27 protein-coding genes and 1 riboswitch are annotated in these 22,242 nt (G+C 55.7%); of the genes, 15 read left to right on the top strand and 12 right to left on the bottom strand.

Annotated elements, in window-relative coordinates:
* Positions 1–7: 7 nt before the first annotated feature.
* Genes pduN through pduA form a run of 12 tightly spaced genes read right to left on the bottom strand, consistent with a single transcriptional unit; the run spans position 8 to position 8,366 of the window.
* The gene (pduN, locus tag EOS97_RS24265) at positions 8–283 is read right to left on the bottom strand and encodes a propanediol utilization microcompartment protein PduN (RefSeq protein WP_000549825.1); all 276 of its coding nucleotides are present in this window, start codon (positions 281–283) and stop codon (positions 8–10) included.
* 3 nt (positions 284–286) lie between these two features.
* Positions 287–778 (bottom strand): propanediol utilization microcompartment protein PduM, encoded by a 492-nt coding sequence (pduM, locus tag EOS97_RS24260; protein ID WP_001012835.1) that lies wholly within the window; start codon positions 776–778, stop codon positions 287–289.
* The gene (locus EOS97_RS24255; RefSeq protein WP_000356735.1) at positions 775–1,407 is read right to left on the bottom strand and encodes a phosphate propanoyltransferase; all 633 of its coding nucleotides are present in this window, start codon (positions 1,405–1,407) and stop codon (positions 775–777) included. The genes pduM and EOS97_RS24255 overlap by 4 nt, the downstream gene beginning before the upstream one ends.
* On the bottom strand, positions 1,407–1,889 hold the full coding sequence (pduK, locus tag EOS97_RS24250) for a propanediol utilization microcompartment protein PduK (RefSeq protein ID WP_001284381.1): 483 nt from the start codon (positions 1,887–1,889) through the stop codon (positions 1,407–1,409). The genes EOS97_RS24255 and pduK overlap by 1 nt, the downstream gene beginning before the upstream one ends.
* A gap of 3 nt (positions 1,890–1,892) precedes the next feature.
* A complete protein-coding gene (gene pduJ / locus EOS97_RS24245) occupies positions 1,893–2,168 on the bottom strand; it encodes a propanediol utilization microcompartment protein PduJ (RefSeq protein ID WP_001057755.1) in 276 nt (91 codons plus the stop codon).
* 18 nt (positions 2,169–2,186) lie between these two features.
* A complete protein-coding gene (gene pduH, locus EOS97_RS24240) occupies positions 2,187–2,537 on the bottom strand; it encodes a propanediol dehydratase reactivase beta subunit PduH (protein ID WP_000377970.1) in 351 nt (116 codons plus the stop codon).
* The gene (gene pduG, locus EOS97_RS24235) at positions 2,527–4,359 is read right to left on the bottom strand and encodes a propanediol dehydratase reactivase alpha subunit PduG (protein ID WP_001268879.1); all 1,833 of its coding nucleotides are present in this window, start codon (positions 4,357–4,359) and stop codon (positions 2,527–2,529) included. The genes pduH and pduG overlap by 11 nt, the downstream gene beginning before the upstream one ends.
* A gap of 9 nt (positions 4,360–4,368) precedes the next feature.
* Positions 4,369–4,890 carry a propanediol dehydratase small subunit PduE gene (pduE, locus tag EOS97_RS24230; protein ID WP_001090597.1) on the bottom strand — a complete coding sequence of 174 codons (522 nt, stop codon included), beginning with the start codon at positions 4,888–4,890 and terminating at the stop codon, positions 4,369–4,371.
* A gap of 14 nt (positions 4,891–4,904) precedes the next feature.
* A complete protein-coding gene (gene pduD, locus EOS97_RS24225; RefSeq protein ID WP_000405047.1) occupies positions 4,905–5,579 on the bottom strand; it encodes a propanediol dehydratase medium subunit PduD in 675 nt (224 codons plus the stop codon).
* Positions 5,580–5,589: 10 nt separating this feature from the next.
* On the bottom strand, positions 5,590–7,254 hold the full coding sequence (gene pduC, locus EOS97_RS24220) for a propanediol dehydratase large subunit PduC (protein WP_001256896.1): 1,665 nt from the start codon (positions 7,252–7,254) through the stop codon (positions 5,590–5,592).
* Positions 7,255–7,272: 18 nt separating this feature from the next.
* On the bottom strand, positions 7,273–8,085 hold the full coding sequence (gene pduB / locus EOS97_RS24215) for a propanediol utilization microcompartment protein PduB (protein WP_000097500.1): 813 nt from the start codon (positions 8,083–8,085) through the stop codon (positions 7,273–7,275).
* Entirely contained in the window at positions 8,082–8,366 is a 285-nt protein-coding gene (gene pduA / locus EOS97_RS24210; RefSeq protein WP_001183618.1) for a propanediol utilization microcompartment protein PduA, read from the bottom strand. The genes pduB and pduA overlap by 4 nt, the downstream gene beginning before the upstream one ends.
* Before the next feature lie 524 nt (positions 8,367–8,890).
* Between pduA and pduF the strand changes: the two genes are divergently transcribed.
* The 15 genes from pduF to cbiM all read left to right on the top strand — a co-directional run bounded on the left by pduF (position 8,891) and on the right by cbiM (position 22,242).
* Positions 8,891–9,685: a propanediol diffusion facilitator PduF gene (gene pduF / locus EOS97_RS24205; RefSeq protein ID WP_001000025.1), complete on the top strand. Its 795-nt coding sequence runs from the start codon at positions 8,891–8,893 to the stop codon at positions 9,683–9,685.
* Positions 9,686–9,901: 216 nt separating this feature from the next.
* Positions 9,902–10,813: a regulatory protein PocR gene (pocR, locus tag EOS97_RS24200; RefSeq protein WP_000622326.1), complete on the top strand. Its 912-nt coding sequence runs from the start codon at positions 9,902–9,904 to the stop codon at positions 10,811–10,813.
* Positions 10,814–11,138: 325 nt separating this feature from the next.
* Positions 11,139–11,314, top strand: a riboswitch (cobalamin riboswitch).
* A gap of 96 nt (positions 11,315–11,410) precedes the next feature.
* Complete coding sequence (locus tag EOS97_RS24195; RefSeq protein ID WP_000741249.1) at positions 11,411–12,790, top strand: cobyrinate a,c-diamide synthase; 1,380 nt, start codon at positions 11,411–11,413, stop codon at positions 12,788–12,790.
* A complete protein-coding gene (gene cbiB, locus EOS97_RS24190; RefSeq protein ID WP_127836210.1) occupies positions 12,787–13,746 on the top strand; it encodes an adenosylcobinamide-phosphate synthase CbiB in 960 nt (319 codons plus the stop codon). The genes EOS97_RS24195 and cbiB overlap by 4 nt, the downstream gene beginning before the upstream one ends.
* A gap of 10 nt (positions 13,747–13,756) precedes the next feature.
* Positions 13,757–14,389: a cobalt-precorrin-8 methylmutase gene (locus EOS97_RS24185; protein WP_000558995.1), complete on the top strand. Its 633-nt coding sequence runs from the start codon at positions 13,757–13,759 to the stop codon at positions 14,387–14,389.
* Complete coding sequence (gene cbiD, locus EOS97_RS24180) at positions 14,389–15,528, top strand: cobalt-precorrin-5B (C(1))-methyltransferase CbiD (RefSeq protein ID WP_001292923.1); 1,140 nt, start codon at positions 14,389–14,391, stop codon at positions 15,526–15,528. The genes EOS97_RS24185 and cbiD overlap by 1 nt, the downstream gene beginning before the upstream one ends.
* Positions 15,522–16,127 carry a cobalt-precorrin-7 (C(5))-methyltransferase gene (locus EOS97_RS24175; RefSeq protein ID WP_000958833.1) on the top strand — a complete coding sequence of 202 codons (606 nt, stop codon included), beginning with the start codon at positions 15,522–15,524 and terminating at the stop codon, positions 16,125–16,127. Before cbiD ends, EOS97_RS24175 begins: the two co-directional genes overlap by 7 nt.
* Positions 16,117–16,695 carry a decarboxylating cobalt-precorrin-6B (C(15))-methyltransferase gene (locus tag EOS97_RS24170; RefSeq protein WP_000650985.1) on the top strand — a complete coding sequence of 193 codons (579 nt, stop codon included), beginning with the start codon at positions 16,117–16,119 and terminating at the stop codon, positions 16,693–16,695. Before EOS97_RS24175 ends, EOS97_RS24170 begins: the two co-directional genes overlap by 11 nt.
* A complete protein-coding gene (locus tag EOS97_RS24165; RefSeq protein WP_000004867.1) occupies positions 16,679–17,452 on the top strand; it encodes a cobalt-precorrin-4 methyltransferase in 774 nt (257 codons plus the stop codon). Before EOS97_RS24170 ends, EOS97_RS24165 begins: the two co-directional genes overlap by 17 nt.
* Positions 17,433–18,488 (top strand): cobalt-precorrin 5A hydrolase, encoded by a 1,056-nt coding sequence (cbiG, locus tag EOS97_RS24160; protein ID WP_001098915.1) that lies wholly within the window; start codon positions 17,433–17,435, stop codon positions 18,486–18,488. Before EOS97_RS24165 ends, cbiG begins: the two co-directional genes overlap by 20 nt.
* Entirely contained in the window at positions 18,488–19,213 is a 726-nt protein-coding gene (locus tag EOS97_RS24155) for a precorrin-3B C(17)-methyltransferase (protein WP_000953639.1), read from the top strand. The genes cbiG and EOS97_RS24155 overlap by 1 nt, the downstream gene beginning before the upstream one ends.
* The gene (locus tag EOS97_RS24150; protein ID WP_001001978.1) at positions 19,210–20,001 is read left to right on the top strand and encodes a cobalt-precorrin-6A reductase; all 792 of its coding nucleotides are present in this window, start codon (positions 19,210–19,212) and stop codon (positions 19,999–20,001) included. The genes EOS97_RS24155 and EOS97_RS24150 overlap by 4 nt, the downstream gene beginning before the upstream one ends.
* 2 nt (positions 20,002–20,003) lie before the next feature.
* Positions 20,004–20,798, top strand: coding sequence for a sirohydrochlorin cobaltochelatase (locus tag EOS97_RS24145; protein WP_000709780.1), 795 nt, complete (start codon positions 20,004–20,006; stop codon positions 20,796–20,798).
* On the top strand, positions 20,795–21,508 hold the full coding sequence (locus tag EOS97_RS24140; RefSeq protein WP_001013547.1) for a cobalt-factor II C(20)-methyltransferase: 714 nt from the start codon (positions 20,795–20,797) through the stop codon (positions 21,506–21,508). Before EOS97_RS24145 ends, EOS97_RS24140 begins: the two co-directional genes overlap by 4 nt.
* Positions 21,505–22,242, top strand: coding sequence for a cobalt ECF transporter S component CbiM (cbiM, locus tag EOS97_RS24135; RefSeq protein ID WP_000764336.1), 738 nt, complete (start codon positions 21,505–21,507; stop codon positions 22,240–22,242). Before EOS97_RS24140 ends, cbiM begins: the two co-directional genes overlap by 4 nt.

The raw sequence follows: 22,242 nt of genomic DNA, 5'->3' as shown, positions 1-22,242 counted from the left end.
CCGCCCCTTAACGCGAAAGCGTATCTACAATGCCGACAACGGCGAGGTCGATGGCCTCATTTGGCCCGGAAAAAACGTGCCTGGCGCTGGAGCCGCCGCTGAGCAAAACCAGTTCGCCGACGCCCGCGCCGACGGAGTCCACGGCCACTTCATCGCCGGAGGTAGGCGAGGCGGGGAGTTCGCCATCGGCGCTGACCCGACGCACCAGCAGCAGCTTTTTCCCAATCAAAGAAGGTGATTTTTGCGTGGAGACAACCGCGCCCGTGACTCGTGCCAGATGCATGATTTACTCCTGCTTAATTAATTGAATATTCCGCGCATTGGCCGCGTCACGCGCCATGGCGGTCACGATGCATTTGCGGTGGACAACCACACGCCCCCGGCTTAGCAGCGCGACATCGCGATAGCTCAGCACCGAACCCGCATGCAGAACCAGCGGCAGTCCGTGCTCGTCGGTGAATACCAGCGGCAGACGAGCCAGTTTTTTTACCGGGATAACCGGCAGCAGCTGGCTGTGCAGGCTGAGCTGTACGCAGATGCCAAACGCCAGCGCGTCGTGAATTTTCCGGGCGGCGGCATCGTCGGTTTCTGCATCCGCAAGCTGACCCAGCAGCGGCAGGTCGACGAGCAGGATGCGCAGCGACGCGTGCTGACAGAACAGTGCTGGACAGTCGGCATCGCGAAGTTGCGTAACGCTCAGCGTCGCCGTGCTCTGGGCACGGCGATGCAGTCGGGAGACAATCTCCTCGACAATGCGCTGCAGAATTTCGCCGTTCATCGCGGGCCTACCAGCCGGGCAAAGGCCTGCGGGTTATCGGCACCAGCGGCGTTGGCTTCATCGGTATCAATGTGCATTTCGAGGCGCATGTCCGGTGAAACGCGAATCGCCACGTTGTTGAAAATCAGCCCGCGCTCGTCGCCTTCAATCGCTACCGAAACCCTATCGCCGTGGGAGACCTTCAGGATCAGCGCATCAAGCGGCGACATATGAATATGCCGCTGCGCGACGATAACCCCTGAAGGCAGCTCCAGTTCGCCAAAGGGGCTGACCAGGCGGATGCCAGGTGTGCCCTTCAGGTTGCCGGACATCCTTAACGGCGCCGTAATCCCCAGCGTTCTGGCATCGGTACGCGAAATTTCCACCTGGCTTACCGAGCGCAGCGGGCCGAGCAGGCGCACATTTTTTAGCTGTCCTTTCGGCCCTACCAGGGTGACGGTTTGCTCCGCAGCGTATTGTCCCGGCTGCAGCAGCGCTTTTTTCTCGCTGATGGGATGGCCGGGAAACAGCCGCTCATAATCCTGTGCGGACAGGTGGATATGACGGTTTGAGACGCCCAGCGGAATAGGCCGCTGGCGCATCTCGTCGAGAACTTTACTGACCGTTGATTGCAGAAGCTCTTTATCCATTACGCTTCACCTCGCTTGCCGGAATGAATGCAAAGCGTACGAGGTTCGCCCTTCTGGCGCGGACATTTTGGATCCAGACACAGATTGCAGCTGACCAGTTCTGATTCCTGCGGGGCCTCTTCGGCTGGCGCTGCAGAAACGACATCAGCTATCTCTGACGCTTCAGGCTCAGGTTCAATGACGGAGGGGGGAGGCGTTTCTGCGAGCAGGATCCCTTCTCCAGGCCTGGCGATAACCTTGTGGGCCACCAGGCCATTCCGCTGTTCGGCGAAATGCGCACCGGTGGTGATAGCCGCCTGAACGGAGGCCACATCACCGGTAATTTTAATCACCATCCAGCCTGAACCATTGGTCTTTTCGAGGGCGAGCAGCGTGATAGAAGCGGATTTCGCCATGATATCGGCGCAGCTGATAGCCAGTGCCAGACCACAAACTTCAAGTAATCCCAGTGATTGCTTCACGCGGTGCTCCTTATTTGCCATCGATTAGGCTGATTTCGGTAAAATGGCCTCAACATCGCTGTGCGGACGCGGGATAACGTGGCAGGATTTCACTTCACCCACGACGCTTGCCGCCGCGCTGCCTGCATCTACGGCTGCTTTAACCGCGCCGACATCGCCGCGAACCATGACGGTAACCAGGCCAGAACCAATTTTTTCGTAGCCCACCAGCTGTACGTTGGCGGATTTAACCATTGCATCGGCGGCTTCAATGGCGCCGACCAGCCCTTTTGTTTCAACCAGTCCCAGTGCGTTATTCATACTGCCGTTCTCCTGTGATTAAACATGGAGATCCCGAAAAGGGATCCCTTTGACCAGTCGTGCCGCGTTATTACCGGTGTTGCGTTGGGCCTGACTGTCCTGATGATGCATCAGCGTAAAAAGCGGCGCCGATGCGGGTAAATTCTTGTAATGCACGACCAGCGAGTGTCGATCGCAGGCAATGCCAACCAGCAGCGGCGAGCTGCGCGCCGCCTGCCAGGCGCTGTCAACGACATCTCCAGCCGGGTGATGCTGAAGCAGGAAAGGGATGCCTTCCTCTTCGATACCCAGCAGCACTTCGTGCCAGAGGCTGGCGCAGTCGTTGATAACGGTAATGACGATGGCCGGGGCGCTGTGATTACTGTCCATGCGCAAACTCCTTGTGCCAGGAGAGAATCAGGCCGGTGGCTACCGCGTTTCTTGGGCCTTCGCTGCCGCGAATATTTCCTCGCCCGGCGACCAGGCGGTAGTGCGCCAGCGCATCGGTGACCAGCTGCGGAACTTCGAAATCCAGCGACGAGCCGCCGACCAGCACCACGAACGGAATATCGCGAATGTTGCCGGTTGGACTGACCTGGCGCAGCGCGCGCAGCGCGTTGGTGACAAAGACGCGTTCTTTAGCGCTGCGGCGAATGGCGCGCACTTTTTCCAGCGCTAAGTCGCCAGGAAGCGGCACCAGTTCGTCCGGTTTCACCACGCAGACGCGGGCGAACACGGCAGGAGGCAGCGGCGTCGGGAAGAACTGGACGCTGCCGTCCTCGTGGCGTAAGTGGAACAGGCTTTCGACCTTAGCCAGCGGGTATTTTTTGATCTCTTCCGCCAGATAGCGGTCTTCCAGCCCCAGTTCGCGGGCAATAATCATCGTGACCATGTCGCCTGCTCCGGCGAGATGGGTGGCGATGATTTCGCCTTTAGGGTTGATGATGGAGGCATCGGTGGAGCCCGCGCCGAGGTCGAGGATCGCCAGCGGTCGGGTGGTACCCGGCGTGGTCAGCGCGCCGAGAATGGCGGCTTCAGCCTCAGCGCCGCCGATCTGCACGTCGATATTAAGCTTCTGCTCAATTTCACGGGCAATCATCGCCATTTGCAGACGGTCTGATTTCACCATCGAGGCGATGCCGACGGCCTGCTCCAGCGAGAACTCCCCGGCCAGACCGCCGGTGACGCTCACCGGAACCGAGGTGTCAACGGCCAGAAGATCCTGAATGAAAATCTCGCTGCTGGGCTTATTGGTTAGCTCGGCCATGGTCTGGCGTACGTGCTCCAGCATGCCGCCGATATTGGTCCCGGCCTCGCCGGTGACGTTGTCGAGCTTGCCGCAGCCGTCCACCGCTTTCATGATAGCTTCGGCACCGGCGGCAACATCCACGCGCACGGTACGACCCTGAGCCTGCAGCTCCAGGTTACCGGCGGGTATTGCGCGCGCTTTGACGTCGCCGGATGGCGTTTTAACCACCACGGCGGAACGGTTGCCAATCAGCGCGCGCGCCATCGGGACGATGTTTTTCGTCTCATCGGCGTTGAGATTAAATACGGTGGCGATGCCGTAAGGGTTGGAGAGGGTTTCGATAACCTTTCCCGGCACGGCGACTTCAATCGCCGCCAGCATCCCCAGCGGAATGCGGTCGATGTACAGCACTTCATCGACAATCGGTAGCGATTTTTCCAGCCGGTTGCTGACCAGTACGCCATCGTCGCGCTGCAAAATGACGCCGGTAATCTGGTATCCGGCGCGCATTGAGGCGTTGATAACATTGGCGATATCAGCAAAATCAAAGGCTGACGATACCACCAGAATATAGGACGAGTCCGCCGGGCGGGTTAACAGCTCCTCCGGCGTAATCGTGATACCCACACCAAGGCCTGCTCCGCCCGGCGTTTTTGGGTTATGGCCGATCATTGTCGATTCGGTGATGATGGTTTCGGTAATGGTTTCCATCGCCACATCGCCAATCACCGGCGTGGCTTCGTTAATGCGGATGAGCGAAATATCGCTGACATTGATCCCCGCGCGCTTTGCAACGAGGGCGAGCGCTTCCTGAATGCCGAACACGTTACGCAACGTGCCTTTGATCCCGGTCGTTTCCGCCAGCGCGCTGTGGGTGATTGTCAGTGCGCCAGTCTCATCTTGCCGCGCCAGTGCGACTTCCGTTGATGAGTTACCGATGTCAATGCCAGCTATATATCGCATACGAAATCCTTAATCGTCGCCTTTGAGTTTTTTACGCTCAACGTACAGCCCTGCCGCTTCACGAACGAAAGCTGCGCAAATCTTTGCCTGATAACGGTTTTCGAGATCGTCGGCGATAGCGAGCAGCTCTTCTTTCGTTGAACGATACGGACGAAGGGCGTTGTAGATTTCAAGAATGCGATCGTCCGGTACCGCGGTCAGTTCGGCGGCGCGTTCGAAGTTCATCGCCAGCCGGTCGCGGCCCGCATCTTTGGCGATAGACGCCTGTAAGCGCAGGGTTTCCGGGGTAATACGCATATCCTGAGCGGTGACTTTATTGCTCAGCACGTTTTCCAGCGTAAAGTCGTCCAGCGTTTTATTGGTGGCGGTTTTCACCCATTCCGGGTGTTTGTTCGCCAGCGGGTAGTCGCTGACCTTTGCGCTGCGGGACGTGCCGCCTGCCGCAGGAGCCGCTGCTGGCGCATCGCCCTGCAGGCTGTTCATGCGGCTCAATACGTCCCGAACCATCGATTCAATTGCGTCGGTATTCATGGAGTTATCCTTTATCAAAGTGCCACGCGCAGTTCCTGCGGGTTTTTGCCCGTCACGACGTACTTGGTCTCTTTAATGTGCAAAATGGCCGACTTTGCCTGGTACTTCGGGCGTGCCATCTGGTCATTCAGCGTAGGGACCGGCTGTGGTGATTCGCGTTTCGCATAGCGGGCGGCGTTTTTACCAATCTGACGGTAGGTTTCCAGCGTCAGCAGCGGCGCCTGCGGGAACAGCTCCAGGTTGGAGAGCGGCGGTAGCCCCTGCTGGTGGATAACCGTAGTACCTTTCGACTGGATGCCGATGGAGATGCCGGAGCCGCTCAGGCGGTTACCTTCAACGGCGACGAACGCCACGTCGGAAGATTTAAAGCAGCGAATCACGCGCGCCCTGATACCTTCTTCTTCAATACCGGCAATGACTTCGCGCAGGATGCTCTTATGCGGTAAGCCGACGATATTAACAGTCTGTGCCAGGCCAAATGCCGGGCCGACGGCGATAATGACTTCGTCCTGCTGAGTGCCCTGGCGCGCTTCGCCCACTTCGGTCAGAAAGCCGTCGCCCGCAGGCGCAGCGGTCTGTGGTGCTATAGATGCCGCAGGCGCATTAAACGAGACGGGTTTATCGCTGCCCTTCATATCGCGGAGCACGTCTTCAATTATCTGGCGCAGCAATTTTTCATTAATTTCCATTTCTCACCCCTTAATCAATCTCGTTGGGATCAAGAGCGCCAGGGATGTTTTTAATCTCTTCCCAGCGTTCTCCCTGCAGGCGATAACCTGTTGCCGGACCGGCATAGTCATTGACGTCATTAACCGCAGAGAGCACTTGTCCGTCGCCGACGATAATGGCGGAGGTGTGCAAATAGTCGCCGGTTAGCTTGGCTTTCTGGATGTTGAGCATGTCCTGGGCCACGTCGGTAAACCCGCCCTGCGCCAGCGCTTTAACGACTTCCAGACCGTTGCGGTTTTTATTGATGATTTCCTGGGCGAACTTGATGTCTTCGACGATGTTACGCTCCGGCATATCTTTCGAACCGTGGGCATAGGTCGCGGCTTCAACTTCTTCATCGGTAATCGGCGGTAGTCCCATTCCGGCAAACACGGCCTGCAGCGCGCGGGCGGCTTTGTTACGGATGGCGATAACGTCCTCTTCGCGAACCGGGCGCAGACCGCCGTCCACTTTCAGGTCACGCTGGATAACGTTGTAGTCGTCAAAGTCTTCCGCATCTTCGTTGGAACCGGCGAACATGTTGTCGTAGTTCGGCACCGCGGAATAACCGGAGGAGATAAAGTCGGTACCCGGCAGGAACTGCATCAGCAGGCGCGCGGTACGACGCATATCGGAGTGGGTGAAGGTCTGGTCGTTACTGGAGGCGCATTCCAGATCCAGTGACGAGCAGATCAGGTTTTCCGCCAGCACGGCACGAATGCCTGATGGCACGGCAGACGGTACGCCGATACAGCTTACGGAGCCATTTTGCAGACCCTGAACGCCAGCCGCTTTGGTGATATAGATGCAGCGCGCTTCCAGATACAGCATGGATTTGCCTTCGGCGTAGCCCATCTGCACTTCGGATCCGGAGCCGGAGGTGAAGCGCATTTTCAGGCCGCGAGAGGCGTAGGAAGAGGCTAAGAAGCCTTTCGACCATGGCGTATCGTCACCGTCGGTGAAGACCGGCTCGGTGCCGTAAACGGAAATGGTTTCGGCGTAGCAGGTGTGGCCCAGCATGCCGAGCTTCAGCTCGGTGGCTTCTTCCAGGGAGCACTGCGTCAGTACGCCCGGACGACCAACCTGAGAGCCGACCAACAGCGCGATGGCGTTGAACGGCGCGTAGCGTGCTACCGCAACCGTGGTTTCTTGTTCGTCAAACCCGCGCCATGCGCCTTCGGCGGCATCGGCGGCAATTTGCACCGGGTTATCCTTGACGTTGGTGACGTGCGCCTGCTGAGACGGCGTGCGGCGTGCGCGCATTTTCTGCATCGCCATCATCATCTCAACCACGTTCATATGCGAAACCACTTCAACAATTTTCGCCGGGGTCATGGCGGTGGTCAGCGGAACGATTTCGCTGCGCTTGACGTTCGGATCGCAGAGCATGTTAGCCAGCTTGACCGAATCCATCGCCATCACTTCTTCGGCGCGGTTCAGGTTGATGCCGTAGCGGGCGATAAAGTGGTCGATCAGGTCGAATTCGCTAACCGGTTTTCCGTCCAGCTCGGTCACCGCGCCGTTAACGATTTTAATCGACGGTTTTGGATCGTTCGGGCTTTCCATCGCGATAAAGCCTTCTTCGATCCACTCCTTAACAAAGCCGTCCTGATTCACAGGGCGTTTCGCCAGTGCTTCAAATCTTTTCGATCTCATGAATCAGCCTCGTGGGTATCAGATGTAGGACGGGCGATCGTTTTTCGGTTCAGAACCGAGGGTCGCAAGGACGGTTTTGCCGATTTCGCGGGCGGAGGTCACCGCCTGACGGACCGCGCCGGAGTCGCCGGAAATCACCAGAATGGCTTCGTTACTAAAGCTGGTGCCGTGCGCCGGAGAGCTGTACGCCACGACTTCAACGTTGGCTGACTTCAGGGCGGTATCGGCCATCAGTACGCCGACGGAAGCCGGAGCGCCGACGATGACGCCGCAGGCACGGCCAATCGGCGCGCCGAACGCTTTTTCCAGCGCGTAGCTGGCGCGAGCGGTGTACTGCAGCTCGATATGCCCGGCTTCGTTGCCGTAAACATCACCGAAGGTGCGGTCCAGTTCTTTCAGCGCGACTTCGATACCGCGCTTGACGTCGGATACATCGTTACCGCCTAAAATAATCAGCGAACCGTGGCCCGCTCCGCCTTTGGTATCGCGCGGCAGCTCAATGCTGACCACTTCGGTGTTGGTGGCTTTCACCGCTTCGTCCGCCGCCATAATGTGCGGGCCTGCGCCGGTGCGGGCGCCGAGAATGCCGATGGAACGATAGCGCTTCTCAAGCTTCATCGCGTCCAGCAGGGCGGTATCGACGTTGGCGATAACCAGGCCCAGGGTATCGCCAATGGCGGTCCCGACAAATTCCGTTAAACTGCAGCTTTTTTCTGCCATAGCCGTCTCTCGTATAGGTTGGGGTTGACCAGGGATGGCCTGTTGTTCCGGCGTTGCCACACGGGCAATCACCTGCGCCATGATCTGTTCCACCAGCTCATTGCTGCTCATTGGCTAATTCCCTTCGGTAAGATTTTTTCTACATCGGTGTGAGGGCGTGGGATGACGTGTACGGCTTTCACTTCACCCACGTTGCGTGCGGCTGCGGCACCTGCATCGGTGGCCGCTTTGACCGCGCCAACATCGCCGCGCACGATGACGGTTACCAGCCCGGAGCCAATCTTTTCATAGCCCACTAACATCACATTGGCTGACTTAACCATTGCATCAGCGGCCTCTATGGCTGCGGTTAAGCCTTTGGTTTCTACCATTCCTAGTGCTTCTTGTTGCATAAAGACCTCGCATGGAGTGTTCCGATAGTTGGGACTATAAGAAGATGCGAGGAAAAAGAATGGCTGACTTGCTGTTGAGCATCAGAAAATAATGGGAAAGCAATATGACTAAATTGCCTTTTATTTTTATAACTGATTGATAATTAACATTTAATTTATTATTGTCTATGTGATTATTTTGTTTTTATTATTTCATTTTTACATTTTTGTTAGTGACGAGAGTATTTCTATTTGATATAGCGAAAGACGCAAAATGTGATGCTTATTCGAAATTGATAAGTTGGCTTGTGCAATATTTTATTATTTCAACAGGCGTATTTTATAGCTCAAATTTCCCGTGTGATGGGCTGATAAAAATATCGGAAAAGCAAAATTTTGCTATCGCAACACGATTTTTCCGGAAGGCAGGCCCGCAGGTTGCCAACAATTTACAGGCGGCACTTTTTATAGTGAGGTTAGCTGTACTCTACCGCCAGCCGAAACTTGCGCTGGCCAGGACACGAACTTTGCTCAGAAGGTGTCACATGAATGATTCTCTAAAGGCGCAATGTGGTGCGGAATTTTTAGGCACCGGACTCTTTTTGTTTTTTGGTATCGGTTGTTTGAGCGCGCTCAAAGTCGCAGGCGCCAGCCTCGGATTATGGGAGATTTGCATTATTTGGGGGCTTGGGATTTCACTGGCCGTTTACCTTACGGCCGGCATCTCCGGCGGACATCTTAACCCTGCGGTGACGATTGCGCTGTGGCTGTTTGCCTGCTTCCCCAAACAGAAAGTATTGCCTTATATTATTGCCCAGTTTGCCGGCGCTTTTGGCGGCGCTCTGCTGGCGTATGTGCTTTATAGTAGCCTTTTTACTGAATTTGAGACTGCGCATCATATGGTGCGCGGTAGCGTCGAAAGTTTGCAATTAGCCAGCATTTTCAGTACCTATCCGGCCGCAGCGCTAAATGTATGGCAGGCTGCGTTGGTGGAAGTGGTCATTACGTCGATTCTGATGGGCATGATCATGGCATTGACGGATGATGGCAATGGCATTCCTAAAGGGCCGCTTGCGCCTTTGCTTATTGGGATACTGGTTGCCGTTATCGGCGCGTCTACTGGACCCCTTACCGGTTTTGCAATGAACCCGGCGCGTGATTTCGGTCCCAAACTGTTCACATGGTTAGCGGGGTGGGGGAGCATGGCGATGAGCGGTGGGCGAGAGATCCCTTATTTTATCGTGCCGATTGTCGCGCCTGTTATCGGCGCCTGTGCCGGAGCAGCCATATATCGCTATTTTATTGGTAAGAATTTACCTTGTAACCGCTGTGAACTGTAAGAAAATGCGAACCAGATTCACAGCAATGATGTATCGTAAAAACAGGTGAGATAATTTCGTGATCTGCTTTCACGAACTGATCAAAACGTCTCCCAGCAATGGGAGACTTTTGATATTGTCATTGTACTTTTTATCAGGGCCAGGATAATGCTAATAAAAAGTGAATGTAAATAATGTGTTTTGTTTATAACAATAAATTAACTGAGGGGTTTTATCATGATTTCTGCGAGCGCTCTGAACTCAGAACTCATTAATAAAATCGCACAGGATTTTGCACAAGCCACCGGTCTGGCGGTTGTGGTTGTCAATATTCATGGTGATGAAATATCTGAGCTATTCAATTTCACGCCGTTTTGTCAGTTGATGCGGCAGCATCCCCAGCATAGTACACGTTGTCGTATGAGCGATCGCTGCGGGGGACTGGAGGCATCGAAGTCCGATCAACCCTGTATTTATCGTTGTCATGCCGGTCTAACGGATTTTTCTATTCCGCTGGTAATCGCAGGGCATTTAGTTGGCTTTGTTTTATGCGGGCAGGTTCGTTTAAGTAATGACGTGGAGCTGGTAAACATTCTTAATGTCGACGATCGCTGGCAGGCTGACCCTGAGCTCTTGAATGAATTTCGGAATGTGCCAGAGATGGACTATTCACGCGTTATTGCTTCCGCCGATCTTCTTAAACTGATTGTTGAGAATTGCCTGAAAAAACAGCTCAATTTCGTGGTTATCAAAGACAATCCGCAGCAATCGGAGGCAAATAAAACCACTCGTGGCCCCACTCCGCATGACAGTAAAATGAAAAAAGCGCTTCGCTATATTGATGCGCATTTGTCCGACGATCTTCGTCTTGAGGATGTCGCCTCACATGTCTATCTCAGCCCCTATTACTTCAGTAAACTATTCAAGAAATATCAGGGAATCGGATTTAATGCGTGGGTAAACCGCCAGAGAATGGTTAGCGCCAGAGAATTGCTTTGCCATAGTGACTGGAGTATTGCCAGTATTGCGCGTAATTTAGGCTTTTCGCAAACCAGCTATTTTTGCAAAGTCTTCCGCCAGACCTATCAGGTTACGCCGCAGGCTTATCGCCAGCAGATAAATGAGAATTCTCATCCTCCATCGTTATGAATAGCAATATTTTGCTATTGCCGATTTTTGATAGTCTTTTGTATCTTAATCATTTCAGAAAGAAAATTTATCTGGTGTAACAATAAATTGTCATAGCGCAACAAAATAATAAAATTTAGGGCATAAACTGCACCAGTTTTTATTTTTGTGATGAAGTACAGTGTCAGGAAAGATAAGTTTTATTACGCTTTGTCGATACGTTTTATCGTCAATATACCGATAAGGATGAGTAGATTAACGTCAGATGAGCAACCGCTCAGGCTATTGCTCACAGAAATGTAAAACGTAGCACATTATTAATTGCCGTTATGGGTGTGCCGTACAGCCATAACGTAAACCAACAGGTTTGCCACATTTGTGGTAGGGAAGGGGGTGAAAATCCCCCGCAGCCCCCGCTGCTGTGATGCTGACGACCCCGTAAAGACCACTGATCGCAAGATTGGGAAGGACGGGCGAGGAGGACGCTAAGCCAGAAGACCTGCCTGTCGGTGATAACCAACAACTTCGGTGGGAAGTGGGTTGCGAAGACGCGTACAGTCGAAAGACTGAACATGCGCGTACCTGTATACCCCTACCACCCTGAACAGGATCAGGGTAATGGCGGCAAGGCATCACGCATTTATTCTTGCAGGCACAGGAAGCGGTTGCGGCAAAACCACGGTGACGCTTGGTTTGTTGAGGCTGCTGCAAAAACGCGCGCTGCGCGTACAGCCGTTTAAAGTTGGGCCAGATTACCTTGATACCGGCTGGCATACCGCTATCTGTGGCGTGGCGTCCCGTAATCTTGACAGTTTCATGCTTCCTCCTCCTGTTCTCAACGCCTTATTTTGCGAACAAATGCGGCAGGCGGATATCGCTGTCATTGAAGGGGTCATGGGGCTGTATGACGGCTATGGCGTCGACCCCAATTACTGCAGCACAGCCGCGATGGCCAAACAGCTTGGTTGCCCGGTCATCCTACTGGTGGACGGCAAGGCTGTTTCAACGTCGCTTGCGGCTACCGTTATGGGATTTCAGCACTTTGACCCGACCCTCAACCTCGCGGGCGTGATTGTGAATCGCGTCACTAGCGACGCCCACTATCAGCTCCTCAAAAATGCCATTGAACATTATTGCTCACTGCCGGTACTGGGGTATCTCCCTCCTTGCGACGGCGTCGCATTACCTGAACGCCACCTGGGGTTGATTACCGCCAGAGAATCCCTCGTCAATCAGCAATCATGGCATGATTTTGCCGCCACGCTGGAACAAACAGTGGATGTGGATGCGCTACTCTCGCTGAGCGTGTTATCAGCGCTTCCGACGGGAATGTGGCCTGAGCGCCCCGATAACACAGCGGGGGCAGGGCTGACGCTTGCTCTGGCGGATGATGAGGCCTTTAACTTTTATTATCCCGATAACATCGATTTGCTGGAGCGTGCCGGCGTTAACATTGTGCGTTTTAGCCCACTGCATGACCGCGCGTTGCCTGATTGTCAGATGATCTGGCTGGGCGGTGGATATCCTGAATTATACGCCGCAGAGCTGGCGGCAAATACGACGATGTTAAAACATTTGCGGGCAGCGCATCAGCGCGGCGTGGCGATTTACGCGGAGTGTGGCGGTCTGATGTATTTGGGGAGCACTCTGGAGGATAGCGGTGGGGAAATTCATCAGATGGCGAATATTATCCCCGGTCACAGCAAAATGGGTAAGCGACTTACCCGCTTTGGCTACTGTGAGGCGCAGGCTATGCAGCCAACGCTATTGGCGGCGCCTGGCGAGATAGTGCGCGGCCATGAATTTCACTACTCAGATTTTATTCCCGAAACACCCGCCGTTATGGCCTGTCGTAAGGTTCGCGATGGCCGCGTGTTACAGGAATGGACTGGCGGCTGGCAGACAGGCAACACGTTTGCCAGCTATCTGCACGTCCATTTCGCCCAGCGTCCGGAAATGTTGCAGCACTGGCTGGCGGCGGCGAGGCGCGTATTATGACGATTCTTGCCTGGTGTATCGCCTGGGTGCTGGATTTTATCATCGGCGACCCTCAACACTGGCCCCATCCGGTACGCTGGATAGGTCGTTTAATCACGTTTGTGCAGCGTATTGTGCGTCGCTATTGTCCCGGCGATAAAGCGCTGCGGATTGGCGGCGGCGTAATGTGGGTTGTGGTTGTCGGGGCGACCTGGGGCGTGGCATGGGGCGTACTGGCGCTGGCGCAGCGGATTCACCCCTGGTTTGGCTGGCTCGTTGAAGTCTGGATGATCTTTACCACGCTGGCCGGACGCTCTCTGGCCCGCGCCGCGCAGGAGGTTGAACGACCGTTGCGGGAGAACGACCTTGCGGAAAGCCGAATAAAACTCTCCTGGATCGTCGGGCGCGATACGTCGCAACTTCAGCCAGCGCAGATCAATCGCGCCGTGGTGGAAACGGTTGCAGAAAACACCGTTGACGGCATTATCGCGCCGCTCTTTTTCCTCTTTCTCGGCGGCGCGCCGCTGGCGATGGCCTACAAAGCCGTCAATACCCTGGATTCAATGGTGGGCTACAAACATGAAAAATACCGGGCGATTGGTATGGTCAGCGCCCGTATGGACGACGTAGCGAACTATCTTCCTGCCCGACTGAGCTGGCTGTTGCTGGGCATTGCGGCAGGACTGTGTCGCCTGAGTGGTTGGCGGGCGCTGCGTATTGGCTGGCGTGACCGTTATAACCACAGTAGCCCAAATTGCGCCTGGTCGGAAGCGTGTGTGGCCGGCGCCTTAGGAATCCAGCTCGGTGGCCCAAATAACTACTTTGGCGAGCGTGTGGACAAGCCCTGGATAGGCGACGCGCAGCGCGATATTTCCGTGGACGATATTTCCCGAACGATTCGATTGATGTGGGTCGCTTCAACCCTGGCGCTGGCGCTGTTTATTGCGGCGCGGTGCGGGTTATCTGGCGTGGCCTGAGGACGACAGTATGCATTATATCCAGCAGCCCCAAACCATTGAGGCCAACAGTTTCACCATTATTAGCGACATTATTCGCGAAACGCGTCCTGATTACCGTTTCGCCAGTCCGCTCCATGAGGCCATTATCAAGCGGGTTATTCATACCACCGCCGATTTCGACTGGCTGGACATTTTGTGGTTCTCTGCCGATGCGCTGGAACAGCTTTGTGATGCGCTACGTCAACCTGGCATTATTTATACCGATACCACGATGGCGCTGTCCGGCATTAATAAAAGATTACTGGCGACGTTTGGCGGCGAGTGTCGCTGTTATATCAGCGATCCGCGCGTGGTGCGCGCCGCAAAAACGCAGGGGATTACCCGCTCAATGGCCGCCGTCGATATCGCTATCGCCGAGGAGGAGAAAAACAAGCTCTTTGTTTTCGGTAATGCGCCGACGGCCCTGTTCCGTTTGCTTGAACATAACGTGACGGTGAGCGGCGTGGTGGGCGTACCGGTAGGCTTTGTCGGCGCGGCGGAGTCCAAAGAGGCGCTCACCCATAGCCATTTCCCCGCGGTTGCCGCGTTAGGGCGTAAAGGCGGCAGTAACGTGGCTGCCGCTATCGTCAATGCGCTGCTCTATCACCTCCGGGAGGCCTGATGAGCGAGCTTTCTTTTGACGCGCCGGTCTGGCGCCACGGTAAAGCGTTACGTAAAGGATATACCACCGGTTCCTGCGCGACGGCGGCGGCAAAAGTCGCCGCGCTGATGGTATTGCGTCAACATCTGATTTATCAGGTCTCCATCGTCACGCCGTCGGGCGTCACGCTATGCCTGAACGTGGAGTCGCCGCACATTGAAGGCCAGCAGGCGATAGCCGCAATTCGTAAAGATGGCGGCGATGATGTGGATGCCACGCACGGAATGCTGATTTTTGCCCGCGTTACGCTCAACGACAGCGGTGAGATTACGCTCACTGGCGGAGAAGGTATTGGTACGGTAACGCGTAAAGGGGTTGGACTACCGCTCGGGAGCGCCGCCATCAATCGTACGCCGCGCCATACCATTGAATCTGCGGTGCGCGAAGCGATAGGCCCGGCGCGTGGGGCCGATGTGGAGATTTTTGCCCCGGAAGGCGAAGTGCGGGCGCAAAAAACGTATAACTCGCGGCTTGGCATTCTTGGCGGCATTTCCATTATTGGCACTACCGGCATTGTGACGCCGATGTCGGAAGAAAGCTGGAAACGCTCGCTATCGCTGGAACTGGAGATCAAACGGGCGTCAGGATTAACGCGGGTGATACTCGTGCCGGGCAACCACGGCGAACGGTTTGTTCGCGAACAAATGGGCGTCGACACACAGGCAGTCGTCACCATGAGCAATTTTGTCGGCTACATGATTGAAGAGGCGGTACGGCTGGGATTTTGCCAGATAGTGCTGGTGGGTCATCCTGGAAAATTGATCAAAATCGCCGCCGGGATCTTTCATACCCATAGCCATATTGCCGATGCGCGCATGGAAACGCTGGTCGCGCATTTAGCTTTACTGGGCGCGCCGCTGGAGTTACTCACCCTGGTCAGCGATTGCGATACCACCGAAGCGGCAATGGAGCACATTGAAGCATATGGCTTCGGGCATATCTATAACCATCTTGCCAGGCGTATTTGTTTGCGAGTCATGCAGATGCTGCGTTTTACCAAAACGCCGCCTGTCTGCGACGCCATCCTGTTTTCTTTTGATAACCATATTCTCGGCAGTAATCGTCCCGTCGACGAGATTGCTAAGGAGCTGCAATGCTAACGGTCGTGGGAATGGGGCCCGCTGGACGGCATTTGATGACGCCTGCGGCGCTGGAAGCGATAGACCACGCCGATGCGCTGGCAGGCGGTAAACGGCATTTGGCGCAGTTTCCGGCGTTTGGCGGCGAACGATTTACGCTGGGCGCGGATATTGGCGCGTTGTTGTCATGGATTGCCGCCCGTCGGGATAAAGGGATCGTGGTGCTGGCCTCCGGCGATCCGCTGTTTTATGGCATCGGTACACGCCTGGTGGCGCATTTTGGTATCGAACAGGTTCGCATTATCCCTGGCATCAGCGCCGTACAGTATCTGTGCGCACAGGCTGGAATTGATATGAATGACATGTGGTTGACCAGTAGCCACGGTCGTTGCGTCAGCTTCGAGCAGTTGGCGAACCATCGCAAAGTGGCGATGGTCACGGATGCCCGCTGCGGGCCGCGAGAAATCGCGCGGGAACTGGTCGCGCGCGGTAAAGGGCATCGCTTAATGGTGATTGGTGAAAATCTGGCGATGGAAAATGAGCGGATCCACTGGCTACCCGTCAGTGCGGTCAACGCCGACTATGAAATGAATGCAGTGGTGATCCTTGATGAAAGATGAGCTTTTTCTGCGCGGCGAGAACGTGCCGATGACCAAAGAGGCGGTACGGGCGCTGGCACTGTCGAAACTTGAGCTCCACCGCGCCAGTCACCTGATTGACGTCGGGGCGGGAACGGGAAGCGTCTCAATTGAAGCGGCGCTGCAATTTCCTTCGTTGCAGGTGACGGCTATCGAGCGTAATCCTGCCGCGCTACGGCTGCTTGATGAGAATCGTCAGCGCTTTGCCTGCGGCAATATCGATATTCTCCCCGGCGAAGCGCCAATGACCATAACCGGGAAAGCCGATGCGGTGTTTATGGGCGGCAGCGGCGGGCATCTGACGGCGCTGATTGACTGGGCGATGGGGCATCTGCATCCCGGTGGCCGTCTGGTGATGACCTTTATCTTGCAGGAAAACCTCCATAGCGCGCTGGCGCATCTTGCCCACATCGGCGCATGTCGAATGGACTGTGTACAGCTTCAGCTTTCATCGTTAACGCCGCTGGGGGCGGGACACTATTTCAAACCGAACAACCCTGTTTTTGTTATCGCCTGTCAGAAGGAAGAAAACCATGTCAGAGACATTTGATCCACGCTGTGTATGGTTCGTCGGCGCCGGGCCGGGCGATCGCGAGCTGATCACGCTTAAAGGCTACCGCCTGCTGCAACAGGCGCAGGTAGTTATCTATGCCGGTTCGCTGATCAATACCGAACTGCTGGATTATTGCCCCGCGCAGGCAGAACGCTACGACAGCGCCGAACTGCATCTTGAGCAGATTATCGAGCTGATGGCTGCGGGCGTGAAAGCGGGAAAAACGGTGGTGCGGTTGCAAACGGGCGATGTCTCGCTGTACGGCTCCGTACGTGAGCAAGGCGAAGAGTTAACCCGCCGTGGTATCGACTGGCAGGTAGTGCCTGGCGTCAGCGCGTTTCTCGGCGCTGCGGCGGAGCTGGGTGTGGAATATACCGTACCGGAGGTATCGCAGAGTCTCATTATTACCCGTCTGGAAGGGCGTACGCCAGTACCGGCGCGCGAACAACTGGAGGCGTTCGCCAGTCACCAGACGTCGATGGCGATTTATCTCTCCGTTCAGCGTATTCACCGAGTGGCGGAACGTCTCATTGCCGGCGGTTATCCGGCAGCTACGCCTGTCGCGGTCATCTATAAGGCTACCTGGCCGGAAAGCCAGACCGTTCGCGGCACATTAGCGGATATTAGCGACAAAGTACGTGATGCTGGCATCCGTAAGACGGCGCTAATCCTGGTCGGGAATTTTCTGGGTAAGGAGTATCACTACTCAAGACTTTATGCAGCGGACTTTAGCCATGAATACCGTAAAGCCTGAATCCATTGCGTTGTTTTGCCTGACGCCCGGCGGCGTGGCGCTGGCAAAGAGACTCGCCGCGATGCTGCCGTTAACCTGCTTTACCAGTGAAAAACTGCGGGAAGAGGGATTTATTCCCTTCGATGGCGGATTCGCTAATACCGCCCGGCAGGCTTTTACCACTTATACCGCGCTTATTTTTATCGGCGCGACCGGCATCGCCGTTCGTGTCCTGGCGCCGTTAGTGAACGACAAGTTCAGCGATCCGGCGGTGGTCGTCATTGATGAACGTGGTCAGCATGTCATTAGCCTGCTTTCCGGTCATGCGGGCGGGGCCAATGCCTTGACGCGCTACCTGGCAGGAATGTTAGGCGCCGATCCGGTGATTACCACGGCAACGGATGTCAATGAGATGTCCGCGTTGGACACCTTAGCTTTCCAGCTTAACGCCCGCATGTCCGATCTTCGAACGGCGGTAAAAACCGTTAACCAGATGTTGGTCAGTCATCAACGTGTGGGGTTATGGTGGGATGCCGAACTAACGGAAGAGATCGGCCAGTGCGATATTCGCGGTTTTATCCCTGTTGATGATTTGCAGCGGTTGCCTGAACTGGATGCGCTTATCTGCGTCTCTTTGCGTAATGACCTCCCTGAGCTTCCCGTACCGCACTGGAAACTGGTGCCCCAGCGTGTGGTGGCGGGAATTGGCTGTCGCCGCGATACGCCATTTCCCCTGTTAGCGACATTACTGGCGCGTCAGCTTGAAGCGCAGAAACTCGATCCGCTGGCGTTAAAAGCGATTGGCAGCGTCACGCTCAAAAAAGGGGAGCCGGGGCTTATTCAGCTCGCCTCCTGCTGCCGCGTGCCTTTTAAAACCTTTACCGCCGAAGCGTTGCGCGAATTCGAACACCATTTTCCCGGTTCTGGCTTCGTCAGAAAAACGGTGGGCGTTGGCAGCGTATCCGGCCCGGCTGCGTGGTTATTAAGCCAGGGACAATTGTTAGGCGAAACCCTGCGCGAACAGGGCGTCACTATTACTTTGGGAGTTTCACACTGATGTTAAGCGTAATCGGAATTGGCCCTGGCTCACAGGCAATGATGACGATGGAGGCGATTGAGGCGCTTCAGGCGGCGGAAATCGTCGTGGGCTACAAAACCTATACCCATCTGGTTAAAGCATTCACCGGCGACAAACAGGTGATCAAGACCGGCATGTGTAAGGAAATTGAACGCTGCCAGGCGGCTATTGAACTGGCGCAGGCCGGGCATAACGTAGCGCTGATTAGCAGCGGCGATGCCGGTATTTACGGCATGGCGGGTCTGGTGCTGGAACTGGTCGGCAAGCAAAAACTGGACGTCGAGGTGCGGCTCATTCCTGGCATGACCGCCAGCATCGCCGCCGCCTCGCTGCTGGGCGCGCCGCTGATGCATGACTTCTGCCATATCAGCCTCAGCGACCTGCTGACTCCGTGGCCGGTGATTGAAAAACGCATCGTTGCCGCCGGAGAGGCAGACTTTGTTATCTGTTTTTACAACCCGCGCAGCCGCGGGCGCGAAGGGCATCTGGCGCGCGCGTTTGACCTGCTTGCCGCCAGTAAAAGCGCGCAAACGCCGGTTGGCGTGGTGAAATCCGCCGGGCGTAAGAAAGAGGAAAAATGGCTGACCACCCTGGGGGAGATGGATTTTGAACCCGTCGATATGACCAGTCTGGTCATCGTTGGTAATAAAACGACCTATGTTCAAGATGGGCTGATGATCACGCCGCGAGGTTACACGCTGTGAATGAGGGGGAGGTGCTGGTGGTGGGCGGCACCAGCGACGCGCGGGCGCTATGCCAACAGCTGGACGCGGCGCAGGTCAAATACACCCTGTCGGTGGCAACGCCGACCGGCCAGCAGCTGGCTGGCGACATTAAAGGACAGGTGCGCTGTGGTCGTCTGGAATACGGGCAGATGGTCGACTGGCTAAAAGAAAATCGTACTCGCTGGGTAATAGATGCGTCACATCCTTATGCAGAAATGGTCAGCCATAACCTCCTTCGCGCCTGTGAAACGGCGGGCGTGTTGTTAAGTCGTTATCAGCGCCCGGAGCAGCTTAGCAATCTGACGCATCCGCTTCTCTATACGGCGCGCAGTATTGCCGATGCCTGCGAGATAGCGAGGCGTTTTGGTCCGCGCGTGTTACTGACGACCGGCAGTAAAGATCTGGCCGTCTGGCGTGCCGGGCTGGCGGAAAAAACGTTGCTGGCGCGCGTACTGCCCGTGGCGGAGGTGATTCAACGCTGCAGCGAACTGGGGTTCGGCGTTGGAGAAATTTTCGCTCTGTGTGGGCCGTTCAGCGCTGATTTTAACGCCGCGTTTTACCACCAGTGCCGGGCCGACGTAGTCATTACCAAAGCGTCCGGCGCGGAGGGGGGATATCAGGAAAAAGTTCAGCCCTGTCTGGATGCGGGCATTCCCTGCATCGTTATTGCGCGCCCGACGCCGCTTGTGACGGGTGATGAGTTACTGGAAAGCCAGGCCGCCTTTGCGCAGCGTTTATCGCGCTGGCTGGCCGCAGCTAAGGAGTAAAAATGAAAAAAGCGCTTCTGGTAGTCAGTTTTGGCACCAGCTATCACGACACCTGTGAAAAAAACATTGTGGCGTGCGAACGTGATCTGGCGGCGTCCTGTCCCGATCGCGACCTGTTTCGCGCCTTCACTTCCGGAATGATCATTCGCAAGCTTCGCCAGCGTGACGGTATCGACATCGATACGCCATTACAGGCTTTGCAAAAGCTTGCCGCACAGGGATATCAGGACGTGGCGATTCAGTCGTTGCACATTATTAACGGCGACGAATATGAAAAAATTGTCCGTGAGGTACAACTCTTGCGTCCGTTATTCACTCGCCTGACGCTGGGCGTGCCGCTGCTGAGCAGCCATAACGATTATGTGCAGCTAATGCAGGCGTTGCGACAACAGATGCCATCGCTCAGACAAACGGAGAAAGTCGTTTTTATGGGCCACGGCGCCAGCCATCACGCATTCGCAGCTTATGCCTGTCTCGATCATATGATGACCGCGCAGTGCTTCCCGGCGCGCGTCGGCGCCGTAGAAAGCTACCCGGAGGTCGACATTCTGATCGACAGCCTGCGTGACGAAGGCGTCACCGGCGTACATTTGATGCCATTAATGCTGGTGGCGGGCGATCACGCCATTAATGATATGGCTTCAGACGACGGCGACTCATGGAAAATGCGCTTTAACGCGGCGGGCATTCCGGCGACGCCGTGGCTGAGCGGGCTGGGAGAAAACCCGGCTATCCGGGCGATGTTTGTCGCGCATTTGCACCAGGCGCTGAACATGGCGGTAGAGGAGGCGGCATGAACGGTAAATTATACGCATTAAGTACCGGGCCAGGCGCGCCCGACCTGATAACCGTCCGCGCAGCGCGGATTCTTGGCTCGCTGGACATTCTGTATGCGCCCGCCGGTCGTAAGGGGGGCGATAGTCTGGCGCTGTCGATTGTGCGCGACTATCTCGGCGAGCAGACGGAAGTACGTTGTTGCCATTTCCCTATGAGCGCTGACGGCGCCGAGAAAGAAGCGGTCTGGAACGAGGTTGCCGCCGCGCTTACCGCAGAGGTGGAAGCAGGTAAACAGGTCGGTTTTATTACCCTGGGCGATGCGATGCTATTCAGTACCTGGATTTTTTTACTCCACCGAATCGGCTGCCCGGAGTGGCTGGAGATTGTCCCCGGCGTCACGTCCTTCGCCGCGATAGCCGCCCGCGCGAAAATGCCGCTCGCCATAGAACGGCAATCGCTGGCGGTTATTTCTTGTACCGCGCCGGAAGCGGAAATAGCCCAGGCGCTACAACAGCATGATAGCCTGGTGTTGATGAAAGTGTATGGCCGGTTCGCCCGTATTAAAGCGTTGCTGGCGCAGGCTGGCCTGCTGGAATGCGCCTTAATGATGTCCGAGGCCACACTGCCCGGCGAGCAGTGCTGGCGCCATCTCCACGAGGTCAACGATGATCGACCGTTGCCCTATTTTTCGACCATTCTGGTCAATAAACAGTGGGAGTATGCAGAATGAAACTTGAACAGCAGCTTCGACAGTTGTCTTTCAGTGGACTGGCTGCAGCGCTATTGCTGATGGTTGTCCCGCAACAGGCGTTTGCGATGCATATCATGGAGGGTTTTTTACCGCCAGTGTGGGCGCTGGCCTGGTGGTTACTGTTTTTACCCTGCTTGTGGTATGGACTGGTGCGCTTACGGCGTATTGTGCAGGAGGATAATCATCAGAAGGTACTGCTGGCGCTGTGCGGCGCGTTTATTTTTGTCCTGTCCGCGCTCAAAATTCCGTCGGTAACGGGGAGTTGTTCACATCCGACCGGCGTTGGTCTGGCGGTTATCTTGTTCGGGCCCGGGGTGGTGGCGATTCTCGGCGCGGTTGTGCTGTTGTTTCAGGCGCTGTTGCTGGCGCACGGCGGCCTGACGACGCTTGGCGCAAACGGAATGTCGATGGCGGTGATTGGCCCGGTTGTCGGTTATCTGGTGTGGAAAATGGCCTGCCGTGCCGGACTGCGCCGCGATGTCGCCGTTTTTCTGTGCGCGATGCTGGCGGATTTGGCGACCTATTTTGTGACTTCAGTCCAGCTTGGCGTTGCGTTTCCCGATCCCCATGCCGGAGCGACAGGGTCTGTTGTGAAATTTATGGGGATTTTCTGCCTCACACAGATTCCTGTCGCCATTGCTGAAGGTTTATTAACCGTCATGATTTATGACCAGTTAACCAAACGGCAAGTGATTACCGTACAAGGACATTAA

Origin of the sequence: Salmonella sp. SSDFZ54 (genome assembly GCF_004010735.1) — a bacterium.
GTDB classification, from domain to species: Bacteria; Pseudomonadota; Gammaproteobacteria; order Enterobacterales; family Enterobacteriaceae; genus Salmonella; species Salmonella enterica.
This window is presented reverse-complemented; position numbering and strand designations above follow the sequence as displayed.